This is a genomic window from Chryseobacterium lactis, assembly GCF_003815875.1.
GTDB classification, from domain to species: Bacteria; Bacteroidota; Bacteroidia; order Flavobacteriales; family Weeksellaceae; genus Chryseobacterium; species Chryseobacterium lactis.
This window is the reverse complement of the sequence record NZ_CP033924.1, coordinates 4,363,650-4,375,623: the sequence shown is the minus strand read 5'-3', so window position 1 is coordinate 4,375,623 and position 11,974 is coordinate 4,363,650. Positions and strand designations below refer to the sequence as shown.

Below are 11,974 nucleotides of genomic sequence, written 5' to 3'. Positions count from 1 at the left end.
TAATGAAAAAGACATTTGCAGTGCTAGCCCTTTCAGTTCAGATGGTTGCTGCTCAGAATATTGCCCAAAAACTGGATAAAGTAACGAAGGATCTTATGGAATCCTCATCAGCTGTAGCTTCCGGACTGTCATTTTATGTCTCTGATGAAAGCGGAAACTTTGTTTACGAATACCAGGGTAATAAAGGACTCTCTACGGCATCAACACAGAAAATTTTTACAGCTGCTGCTGCCCTGGAAACATTGGGTAAAAATTATACTTTTAAAACAACTTCCAGTTATTCCGGAAGTATATCCGGAGGTCTTTTGAACGGCAATCTTTTTATCAGTTCAAATGGTGATCCTACATTAGGAAGCTGGCGTTACGATGCCTATAAACCCGAAAATTTTAAGAAGAAGCTGATAGAAGCTGTTAAAAATGCCGGTATTACAAAAATATCAGGCGATCTGGTTGTTGATGATTCCTATTTTGACCATCAGACGGTTCCCGGTGGATGGCCGTGGGATGACTTAGGGAATTACTATGGAGCAGGAGTTTGGGGTGTAAACTGGAGAGAAAATCAATTCGATATCAATATCAATGGAACCGATTTTAAAGGTTTTTCTTATCCTTTGGAAGGTGTAAAATGGTTGAATGATCTGGAAACAGGTGGAAGCTCAGACCAAAGTTTGATTTTTACGGCACCTCATTCCAATGTAGCGTTAATTAATGGAATGCTTCCCGGAGGAAAAACGGTTACCGTCTCAGGTTCTGTGCCCAATCCCCCTTTGCAATTGGCAACAGAGGTAAGGCAGTGGCTGAAGGAATCGGGTATTGAATTATCAGGAAAAGTAGTTACCAATTCACAACTCGAAATAGAAGGCAAACAAGCATTGGAAGCTCCCAAAAATAATATTATTCTAACATATGAATCTCCGTCTCTGGACAAAATTGTCTATTGGTTTTTGAGGAAAAGCATCAATATGTACGGAGAAACTTTGATCAAAACTTTAGGAAAAGAAAAAAAAGGTAATTCCAGTTTCAAAAGCGGTGTTGCCTATTTGAAAGAATTCTGGAAGTCAAAAGGAATCAATCCGAATATGATCAATTTTGCAGACGGAAGCGGGCTTTCTCCTCAGAATTATGTAGCAGCCAAGGCTGAAGTGCAGGCTCTGTTGTATGCCAGAAAACAATCATGGTTTGAAGCTTATTACGACGGGTTTCCGATGCAGGACAACGGAATGAAAATGAAAAGCGGAACCATGAGAGATACCAAATCTTTTGCCGGGTATCATACTGCAAAAGATGGTAAAAAATACGTGTTTTCGATTATTATCAACAACTATCAGGGAAGCGGAAGTACAGAGTTGCAGAAAATTCTGAATGTTTTAAAATAAAATAACTTGAGGAAATCCATACTTACAAGACTCAATAACTGGATCATTTTTGTGGTCATGACGACGTTGGTAATTGCCATCGTGGTAGCTTCTACGTCGCTTATTAATTTTCTAAGAAAAGAGGAAATCAAAAGGATAAGCCTGCTTTCTAAAGCAATCAGAATTCAGCAGGAAGTAAAAACGCCGGATACCGATGTTCTTGATCTTCTGCCGGAGATTCTTAATATTAATAATACCATTCCTTTTATTGTAACAGATAAATATAAAAATCCGATTCTTGACCTGGGATATTACAGAAATATTCCTGAGAGTACGATAAAGGATCCCCGGAAACTGCAGAGTCTGATCCTGAATATGGAGAAAAATTATGATCCGATAGAGATTAAAGTACCTGACGGAAATAATCAGTTTGTATACTATGATAACTCCAGATTACTTAATAACTTACGGTATTCACCTTATATTTTAGGATTATTTATTCTTCTGTATTTTGGTTTCTCTTTCTGGTTTTTCAGAACCATCAAAAAAACGGATGAAGGATATCTGTGGGCAGGTTTGGCTAAAGAAACAGCCCATCAGATCGGTACACCCTTATCATCCATGATTGGATGGATGGAGATTATGAAACTGGATAATCCGGAATCAGAAGGAGTGCATGAAATAGAAAAAGATATCGAAAGATTGAGAACAATATCTGAACGTTTTTCTAAAATAGGCTCTGTTCCGGAACTGAATGATATGAACTTTAATGAAACCATTCAGGAAAACTATGATTATTTAAAGACAAGAATTTCCAGGAAAATCAATTTTACTTTACATCTTCCTACTTATACCTTGCTGGTTCCTCATAATAAAATCCTGATGAGCTGGGTGATTGAAAATCTTGTAAAGAATGCTGTAGACGCCATGAAAGGTGAGGGAACGATTATCATGTCAGTTTTTGAAAGGAATAAAAATATTCTCGTAGAAGTAAAGGATAACGGAAGCGGAATGACCAAACAACAGGCCAGAAATGCCTTTAAACCTGGGTATTCTACCAAAAAAAGAGGTTGGGGATTAGGATTGTCACTGGCGAGACGAGTGATCCACGAATATCATAACGGAGATATTAAGATTTCTCAAACCGAAGTAGGAAAGGGCAGTACTTTCAGAATAGCTATCAGAAGAGAATAATTTGAACAACATAAGCATAAAAAAAGCGGGAAATACTTCCCGCTTTTTCATTTATTTTTTACCAGTCAGCCACTGACTCTGCAGTTTTAATTCTGCAGGACTTGGGTTGGCTTTAAACTTCAGCGTTTCCGTAGTCATCTTATCCAGAATGGCTTTTCCTGTGAGTGTCATTTTGTCTTTTTTACCGGCATTGTCTCTAAGGATAGTTACCGTCACATTTTGTCCGTCTTTGATCGTTTGGGTATAACTGATAAAGTCCTGAACGTTTTTAATGTCTACCGTTTTTCCATCCAAAGCAAGAACCTGGTCGGTAATTTTAAATCCGATGCTTTTTGCAAATGGAGATAATGCAGAGCTTTCATCAAAAGCAAACGCATTGTTTTTATCATCAAACCCGGTTTGATTAGGGTTTTTGATAAACCAGAAAATAGGTCGGCTGTCCTGTTTTTGAATCTCTACTCCCACCATATTCAGATAATCGGCATAAGGAGTCGGCTGATTTCCGGCAATATATTTAGTGTAAAAATCCTTTACCTGAGGATAGCCGGTCACAGTTACTAACTCATCAATTAATTTATCATCTTTGAAAGGTTTATTTTCTCCGAATCTCTGAGACAGCTTTCTGATCATATCACGATAGCCCATTTCTCCGTTTGATAATTTTCTCAATTCAATGTCCAGACACATGGCTAAAAGAGTTCCTTTTTCATAAACATTTCTGTATTGATCTTTATAAGGAGCTTTCAGTACATTTTTACTCATTACCGTAAACGGCATGGTATCATCATAGTTTTTGGAGTTGGCAATTTTTTCACCAATTCTTTGAAGAAACTCATCTTTATTGATGAGACCTTCCTGAATCTGGAATAAGTTGGCAAAATACTCCGTTCCGCCTTCGTACATCCATAGATGCTGAGACATTTTTGGATCTGCATAATCGAAATAATGAATCTCTTCAGAATGTGTTTTCAAAGGATTAACCGTGTGGAAGAATTCATGCGAAACCACATCAGTAATGGTCTTGTCGATGGCATCTTTCGGCATCATTTCAGGAAGAACCACACTTGTTGATTCGTGGTGTTCCAAAGCTCCGAAACCTTTAATCTTAGGTCCGTCGCCACCTGAAAGGTAAAGCATGATTGCATATTTCTTATTGGTATTCATATCACCCAGAAATTTCTTTTGAGCGATTACCATTTTTTCCAGGTTCTCTTTAAAATCGGCGGCTTTATATTTTCCGGTAGGTGAATAAACACCTAGTACAAGCTCCATTCCTCCTGCATTGAAAGTGATGTAATCCGGTTTTGTATACATCAGCGGAGAATCAGTAACCTTGGCATAATTAGCCAAAGTAAAAGTATCTGTTGATTCGGACTTATCCTGATCTACCAATGCCGTTGTTCCATAGAAATCAGTAGGTTTCTGAACCACCAGCTGGTAAGGAACATCCTGCATATTATCAATATATCCAATGAATCCATGCGTATTGATCATGTATACTTTTCCTTGCTCAATATCTGTTCCTGAAGGTGAAAATACGGCCTTATGTTTTGAGGTGTCGGTTTCCTCGTCAAAGCTATCATTTACCAGATAGGAAATTTTGCTAAGGTTTTGAGCATTCTTTAAAGCGTAGGTATTGTCATTAACTTTCGTATACTTAAGCTCACTGCCTTTGTTGTCGTAAAACTTGATGCCTTCTATAAATCTTCCGTAATCATCCTCAGAATAGGTTCCGGGAACTGTTTTAGGAAAATGGAATTTAACATCCCCTGATTTCATTTTAGGGAATTCCATAGTAACGGCTACTTTATCATCTTTTACGTTGACCAGGTCAATCGTTGTTTTTATAGACTGTGCATTGGCTAAAAAAGCGGCAAAAAGGCCTAAGCTAAGTGCTGTTTTTCTCATTAAGATTTATTTTATAGTTAAATAGTTGCACTTTTTCTCGTTTTGTTACGAAATGGAGTATTAAACTTTTCTTAAAATTTAGATGAAAAGAAAAAAGGCAAATCCGCGGTTAAACAGTTTTGCCTTTTTACTTTATTTACTGAACATTTTTATAATTGATATAATAATTTTTATTCCATTCAACAGGAATGCTGCTTTTAAGTTTTACCGTTTGCCATTCTTCCGTTGGAGTAATGGTTTGATCTCCATCAATGATTATTGGTAGTTTTAGATTTTTCACTATCTCAGTATATCTGAATTTCAAGCTGTCTCCGGTTTGAGTATATTCAAGAGTGGGAATTTTTATCGTTCTGAGATATTGATCAAAAACCGTCGAGAAGTCAATTCCTGATTTCGATGAAATATAATCTTCCACTTGTTTTGTAGTAACTGTTTGGTGATAAAACTCTTTGCTTAATCCTCTTAAGATCTGTCTGAATTTTTCATCATCATTGATCATCTGTCTCATCGTATGAAGCATATTGGCTCCTTTCGGATACATATCACCACTGCCTTCATTTCTTACTCCATATTGCCCGATGATAGGAATATCGTTGTCGATTATATGGCGAAGTCCGATGAGATAGATATCAGCAGACTTTTTATCCATGTACCTTTCCGTGAAAAGAACTTCAGAATACATCGTGAAACTTTCATGAATCCACATATCTGCCTGATCTTTTGCGGTAATATTATTGGCAAACCATTCGTGGCCGCTTTCGTGGATGATGATATAATCCCAATTAAGGCCAACTCCCGTCCCGGATAAATCTTTTCCGCGATACCCATTCTGGTAGTTGTTTCCATATGCTACATTGCTTTGGTGCTCCATACCTAAGTAGGGAGAATCTACCAATTTGTAAGAATCCTCATAAAATGGATAAGGACCAAACCAGTATTCAAATGCAGAAAGCATAGGTTTTACCTGTTGAAATTGTTTTTTCGCCTTATCAAGATTATAATCCAGTACCCAGTAATCCAGATCCAGTTTTCCTTTTTCCCCGTCGAAAGTATCTTTAAAATTTACATATTTACCGATATTCGGTATAATAGAGTAGGCGTTAATTGGATTTTTTACCTGCCAGGTGTAGGTCGTCTTGGTGCCTTCTGTTTTTTTGTCGATCAGTCTTCCGTTTCCAACCCCTACAAGATCATTGGGAGTAATGATTTTCATGATGATACCGTTGTCAGGTTCATCACTCCAGATATCTTTGGTAGGAAGCCAGATAGAAGCTCCAATACCTTCATCTGCAACACTCATCCAGGGATTGCCTTTTTCATCCTTTGTGAAAACCCATCCACCATCCCATGGAGCTTTTTCGGCGATATGAGGATTTCCGGAATAGGCAACGTCAATCGAGTATTTTTCTCCTTTTTTAAATTTTTTATTAGCGGTGACGAAAATAAAATCACCATCCTGTTTGTAGTTGGTAATAGGGAAATTTCCACTTACCTTATCCGCTTTCATCGGTTGCTGAAGGTCAATCTGAAAAGTGGGATTTGTAATATCTTTAATGATTTCAAAGCTGATTTTATTGTTTCCTTTAATGCTTTTCTGAACAAAATCAGGTTCCACAGAAAGGTCGTACTTCTTAACATCCCAAAAATTTCTGAATTCAGTATTAGAACCTTTTAAAGTATCTTGTTTAGTGAAAACCTTACCTTTTTCAAAGAATTGTCCGAAGGCAATCCCGGAAACAAACAAAAGTGTATATGACAGCTTTTTCATTTTTAAACTTTATTAATAATCTATTCAAAAATAGAAAATTTAATTTACAGCAAAATCGTAAAAGACCTAAAATATCAATATAAAAAAGCCCGACAAATGTTTGCCGGGCATGAAATCAATAATTTGATTGATTATTTTTTAACAAATTTCAGGTTTGAAGTTGTTCCTTTATCTTCAATTGAAATGATATAAGCACCTGTAGTCAGCTTTGATACAGAAACTTTATTATCCGTAATCTGACCATTCATTACAACTTGTCCGGTCATATTGGTGATTGTAAATTGAGCTTTTGGAGATACTTTATTGATATAGAGTACATCGGTAGCCGGGTTAGGATAAATTTGAATTGAAGAATTATCCTTAGCGACTTCTCTGGTGCTCAATGCATCCTGTACCAAAACAGGGTAATCCTCAGTTTCACCATATTCAGGGCTTGTACACGCATCCAAAGGCTGGGTATTGTAAGCCAACATTACTCTCATAATCACATTTCCTCCAGTATAAGCATCTACAGGAACACTGAAAGTACCTGAAACAGGAGTTAGTTTATTAGGAATACTTGTAAAGATTTTTTCAGAATCAGAGAATGAGCCATCTCTGTTGAAATCGATCCATACCGTTACCCCTTCGTCGTATTTGGTTCCTGTCCATTGTTTTGCAACACTCACTGTATTGCCGGAAGAACCTTTTTTAAGAGTAATCAGTTTCGTAGCATCAGTCGTGTAATTGGTGTAGGCAGATGCTCCGCTATTGTTAGAAACGGCAGGCATTCCCGTAGGAGTTACCGTAACGTTGGATATAAATTCATCCGAAGAATTTGAAGAAACAGCACAAGTACTAAATGAAAGTGTTGTAAAATTGGTAGATGCCGAGTAACTTCCGGTAGTGGAACCACACACATTGGCAATCTGTACTTCGTATTGAGTAGCCTCATCAAGTCCTGTGAATGAATAAGAATTTGTTGCTACAGGAACAGTCGTCCACGTTGCACTTCCGGTTTTTCTATACTGTAAAGAATAAGTGGCGCCTTGTAAGGCAGTCCACTTTATATTAGCTGAAGATCTTGTGATTTCAGAAGCAGCAACACCTGCAGGAGCTGTTGAAGAACAAGCTTCGGCAGTAGCAACGGTAGCATTTCCTATAGCATAGAATACATTGTCAATAGCACTTACTCTTATCTTTAAGCTTGCACCGGTAGCCAGTGAAGCGAAAGAATAGGGTTCTACACCGTCATTAGGGGTAGATGCGGTGATGACTGTCCAGGAAGCTCCATTATCTGTTGTATAATCTATTTTAACATTGGATACATTATAAACATTGTTATTGGTATTGGCAATATCCCATGTGATGGCTCCCGGAGTATTATTATATACTGAAGATGAGGTTACTTTAAATGGACCGTCATTTCCAATATTCAGTTTAACTAAACTGCTTTGAGTCTGCTGCTGAGCAATATCAGGGTTGTTGTCTCTTACAGTTACCTTGAAGTTCATTTCCCTGCTTACATTGGAAACCGTTTCCCATTCTGAAAGATTGGTAAGGTTACCGTTCAGTACACTGGAAAGCTTTGGAAAATATCGGGTTGGAGAATCTGTAGGAGATAAAGATCTGAAGTTGGCTCCATTAGTACGGGTAGCATCCGGGATATTAAACTTAGTTAAAGCAATATCATACTGCTCCCATGTATAAGTCATAGGATCGTTTTGAGCATCTGCTGCACTTGCTGTCAATACGAATGCTGTGCCTTTTGGTATGGTTTTGTTAACAATCGGTTGTATCACCGGTGGAGTATTGGCAACAGGGGTAACAATACCACAGGTTTGAGAATTTACATATTGTTGTATTTGCTCAATATTTAATACATGAAAATAAGCATCAGAATGCATTTGAACATTGGCCTGGGTAATTCCGGCATATCCCATGATGGTGGATCCGGATCCTGGTTCTATAGGGCGGTCTGTTTGCGGGTGTACAACAGACATTGTATGACGTCCGCCAAACTGGTGACCCAGTTCATGCGCCACATAATCAATATCAAAAGCATCTCCGAAAGGTTGATCATTTACACTAGGGGAGGTGATCCCTGCTCCTTTTGAAGTCGCATCATTGTTACTGGAAGGGTTTCTACAGACATTTCCAATATCACCTGCTGATCCACCACCACCTCTATGTCCGAAAAAATGGCCTACATCATAAGCTCCGTTTCCAACACCGGGAGTAGTGGTAAGAGTTCGTTGAACTTCAAGATTCCATGAATTAGGTGCAGAATATGAGCCATTGGCATTGGCAATAACATTAGAATAAGGATCGGTAGCCGGATCGGTGAAAATGAGTTGTGGTAAATCCTGTACAATCATATGAATTCCAAGATCCTTTTCGTAAACCGCATTAACTCTGTTGATCGTGGCATTGATGCGGGCTGCTGCCTGCGGAACACCTCCTGCCAGTTGAGTGTATTCACCATTTACAGAGACTGCTAACCTGTAAGTCCGGTATTTTTGATCTGTACTTTTATTAAAAGTTCCTGATTTTTCCAAAACACTTTTGGAATTGAGCAGCTTTTTCATTTGCTTTTTCGATTGCTCAGGCTCTGTGGCTTTACATTCAAAAGGAGTACCGTCTGATGTTTTGTTAGATTTAAAGAATACTCCAAAGACGTCCTTTTCCTTATTGATAGGCTCTATGAATTCATACTGCCCGGTCTTAGTATCAAAAAGCATGGATTGAAAGTCATTAGGAGCAGTACTGAATCTAACTTGTTTGGTAGGATTATCCAACCCAACTCCGGAATAGGCTCCCAACTGATATCGGTCTGCCATTGATTTTGCGACAACCGGCGCACTGTACACCGAGAATCTTTCAACTCTCCCGTCAGTGGTGGGAAGAGAAATGACCACCGGACTTCCCTGACCTGCTTCCGGAGCATTTTTTAGAAGTTCTCTTAAGGAGTTGAGATCAACTTTGTAAGAATAAATTACATTGACTTCTTTCCTTATCGGATTAATCTTTTGAGATACCGGCTCCCAACGTTGTGCTTGCAAACTCGTTAGCCCCATAGCCAACGCAAATACGAAAATAATTTTCTTTTTCATAATATTTTGGTGTAAACTGAATTGTTTTGTGAATTTTTGGTAAATTTAATTAATAAAATGGTAAAATATTCATAAATGTATTTAATTTCTAATTTTTTATTCATTGTTAGGAATAAAAACATGTATAAATAGTAATTTTAATATTTTTTTTCGTTATAAATGCATTTTAAGAAAAAAAATACATAAACATTTTAAATTCAGTTGACTGAATAATGAAAAAGAGCCGGCCTCTGGATAAGAAACCGACTCTTTATATATTGTAGTAATGCAATTATTTCTGTACAGCAGGAAGATTTCCGTTGCTTTTTTGTACTCTTTTATAAGTGAAATTACACATCATGATACTGAATTCATACAGAATCAATAGCGGGAGTGCAGCCATTATCATACTTAAAACATCTGCCGGAGTAATGATTGCTGCTACGACCATAATCAAGACGATGGCATGACGACGATATGTTTTCATAAACGTCGGTGTCAGGATTCCAATGCTGGTAAGGAAATAAATCAGAATAGGAAATAGGAAAATAACTCCCATACCCAAGACCACCTGTAAGAACAATGTCGTATAATCACTCAGGTCATAAAGCGGAACAATAATATCTGAAATTTTAAAAATAACCCCAAAATTCACCGCAAAAGGAAGGATTAAGAAATAACCGCATAAAACACCGGTCATAAAAAGCATCCAAACAGCATTGATAATATAGATGGAGTTTTTCCTTTCTCTCGGATGTAAAGCAGGCCCGATAAAACGCCATAATTCCCAGACAATATAAGGAAATGCTGCTACCATTCCTCCAAAAACAGAAACCGCCATCATTACATTAAACTGTTGATACAGTCTTTGTACACGAACAGGAAAATCTTTTGGAAGATGAATACTGTCTTCTCCTAAAATCATTCTCGAAAAATGATTCACAATTCTGAAGGTGGGAAAATCATTTCTTGTAGGTCCAAAAAAGATATGGTCCATAATCCAGTTGATATTAAATCCAACCACAAAAGCGGCAACTACGATAGCAATAATCGAACGGACTAGATGTCCTCTTAATTCCCCTATATGCCCTAAGAAGGACATGTCTTTATTATTGTCCATATAATAGAATCTATCTAAAATACCAACCATCGTAGGTTAGCAGTTTAAGTCTGCGAAATTATGAAATAATAATCAGTATTTAGAATTTATTGCTGATGATTTTTCAAGATTTGGCCTGTCGGGATTTTATAGTGTTTAAAAAAAACAGCCAATCAAGAATCTTGTTTGGCTGTATATGATTTTTAGTACTATCGGTCTTCAATTACTTTTCCAGGATTTCCAGTACTTTTTCTGCGACCTGCCCTCCAGACTGAGGATTCTGACCGGTGATCAGTTTTCCGTCTGCAATGGCAAAAGGGACAAAATCCTGATCAGCCTTTACATAATGAGCACCCTTACTTTTCAAAACATCTTCAGTAAGATATGGCATGTGATCGGCAAGCTCTGCTGCAATTTCTTCCGAATTTGAAAATCCGGTAACTGTTTTTCCTTTAATTAATAATTCTCCGTCAGAAAGTTTAATATTGAAAAGTCCTACAGCTCCATGGCATACGGAAGAAATAATTCCTCCATTTTCATAAATTGTACGGGCAATTTCCTGTAGTTTTTCATTATCCGGAAAATCCCATACCACCCCATGTCCACCGGAATAGTAAATAACGTTGTATTCTTCCGGATTAATATCTTCAGGTGTTAAAGCGTTTCCCAGCTTTTCCCTGAATGTTTTATCTGCATAATATTTCCAGTCTACTGGCTGTACAAACATCTGTAAAGAAATAGGATCAAGTGGTGTATAACCTCCTTTTGGGCTCACGAAATCAATTTCGTACCCTTTTTCATGCAGCTTTTCATAAAAATGAACGGCTTCACCCAGCCATAGCCCGGTTGCACGATCCATATTTGGGTATTTTTCTACACTTGTCACTACAATTAATGCTTTCTTTTTCATTGCTTTTGTTTTAAAATTTATAATACAAAGGTTGGAAATTTCCGGCAGTTGATATAAGGATATAGGTCAAAAAAAAGATGTGACCCAGGTCACATCTAAGAATATAGTCTGCTTAACGTTTCTCTTGAAACCCCAAGATAGCTTGCTATAAGCTGTTTGGGGATATGATCTATAAAGCCCGGATATTGTTTTATAAAATCTTCATATCGTTCTTTAGCGGTTTTGCTCATTAATGAAAGAATTCTTTGTTGCAACGCTACATATCCGAAATTGGATTTTATTCTGAAAAAATGTTCTGTCTTTGGAATTTTTGAACAAAGATGATTTAGATTTTCATAAGATATAGCGTACACTTCAGAATCTTCAATACAATCTACAGCTACTGACGACAAATCCTGTTTAAAGAAAGCCGCAAAATCTGAGATCCACCAATTGGGTGCTGCAAACTGAAGAATATGTTCTTTTCCTGTGCTGTCAATGAAACTACTTTTAATAAATCCCTTTTCTATCAGATATATTTCTTTTACTGGCTGATTTTCCTGTATAAGAAACTGTCTTTTCCTGAATTTCCTTTTTACGAAAAGTGATTGTATTGTTTCAAATTCATCATCAGTCAGATGGATGATTTCACTGATATGTTCTTTCAGAAAGTGATTCATACCAACGTGG

8 protein-coding genes are annotated in these 11,974 nt (G+C 37.3%); 2 read left to right on the top strand and 6 right to left on the bottom strand.

Going from position 1 to position 11,974, the window contains the following annotated elements; all coding sequences use genetic code 11:
• The first annotated feature begins 2 nt into the window (after positions 1–2).
• Together dacB and EG342_RS19460 are read left to right on the top strand one after the other, a co-directional pair.
• Positions 3–1,376, top strand: coding sequence for a D-alanyl-D-alanine carboxypeptidase/D-alanyl-D-alanine endopeptidase (gene dacB / locus EG342_RS19465; protein WP_103292703.1), 1,374 nt, complete (start codon positions 3–5; stop codon positions 1,374–1,376).
• A gap of 6 nt (positions 1,377–1,382) precedes the next feature.
• Complete coding sequence (locus tag EG342_RS19460) at positions 1,383–2,549, top strand: sensor histidine kinase (RefSeq protein ID WP_103292702.1); 1,167 nt, start codon at positions 1,383–1,385, stop codon at positions 2,547–2,549.
• 51 nt (positions 2,550–2,600) lie between these two features.
• On the opposite strand, the gene EG342_RS19455 is transcribed toward EG342_RS19460, so the two are convergent.
• From EG342_RS19455 to EG342_RS19430, 6 genes are all read right to left on the bottom strand, one after another.
• On the bottom strand, positions 2,601–4,457 hold the full coding sequence (locus tag EG342_RS19455; protein ID WP_103292701.1) for a M61 family metallopeptidase: 1,857 nt from the start codon (positions 4,455–4,457) through the stop codon (positions 2,601–2,603).
• Between the two features lie 136 nt (positions 4,458–4,593).
• Entirely contained in the window at positions 4,594–6,225 is a 1,632-nt protein-coding gene (locus EG342_RS19450; RefSeq protein ID WP_103292700.1) for a M1 family metallopeptidase, read from the bottom strand.
• A 131-nt stretch (positions 6,226–6,356) separates the two neighbouring features.
• On the bottom strand, positions 6,357–9,317 hold the full coding sequence (locus EG342_RS19445; protein WP_103292699.1) for a reprolysin-like metallopeptidase: 2,961 nt from the start codon (positions 9,315–9,317) through the stop codon (positions 6,357–6,359).
• Between the two features lie 271 nt (positions 9,318–9,588).
• Positions 9,589–10,416 carry a twin-arginine translocase subunit TatC gene (gene tatC, locus EG342_RS19440; protein ID WP_103292857.1) on the bottom strand — a complete coding sequence of 276 codons (828 nt, stop codon included), beginning with the start codon at positions 10,414–10,416 and terminating at the stop codon, positions 9,589–9,591.
• Between the two features lie 202 nt (positions 10,417–10,618).
• Entirely contained in the window at positions 10,619–11,305 is a 687-nt protein-coding gene (locus EG342_RS19435) for a type 1 glutamine amidotransferase domain-containing protein (RefSeq protein ID WP_103292698.1), read from the bottom strand.
• Positions 11,306–11,400: 95 nt separating this feature from the next.
• Positions 11,401–11,964: a Crp/Fnr family transcriptional regulator gene (locus tag EG342_RS19430; protein WP_103292697.1), complete on the bottom strand. Its 564-nt coding sequence runs from the start codon at positions 11,962–11,964 to the stop codon at positions 11,401–11,403.
• Positions 11,965–11,974: the final 10 nt, after the last annotated feature.

What these genes read in the sequence shown, in the direction of transcription:
- EG342_RS19445 (WP_103292699.1), bottom strand. Translation starts at nt 9,317, where the DNA reads ATGAAAAAGAAAATTATTTTCGTATTTGCGTTGGCTATGGGGCTAACG.
- dacB (WP_103292703.1), top strand. Translation starts at nt 3, where the DNA reads ATGAAAAAGACATTTGCAGTGCTAGCCCTTTCAGTTCAGATGGTTGCT.
- EG342_RS19450 (WP_103292700.1), bottom strand. Translation starts at nt 6,225, where the DNA reads ATGAAAAAGCTGTCATATACACTTTTGTTTGTTTCCGGGATTGCCTTC.
- EG342_RS19455 (WP_103292701.1), bottom strand. Translation starts at nt 4,457, where the DNA reads ATGAGAAAAACAGCACTTAGCTTAGGCCTTTTTGCCGCTTTTTTAGCC.
- EG342_RS19430 (WP_103292697.1), bottom strand. Translation starts at nt 11,964, where the DNA reads ATGAATCACTTTCTGAAAGAACATATCAGTGAAATCATCCATCTGACT.
- tatC (WP_103292857.1), bottom strand. Translation starts at nt 10,416, where the DNA reads ATGGACAATAATAAAGACATGTCCTTCTTAGGGCATATAGGGGAATTA.
- EG342_RS19435 (WP_103292698.1), bottom strand. Translation starts at nt 11,305, where the DNA reads ATGAAAAAGAAAGCATTAATTGTAGTGACAAGTGTAGAAAAATACCCA.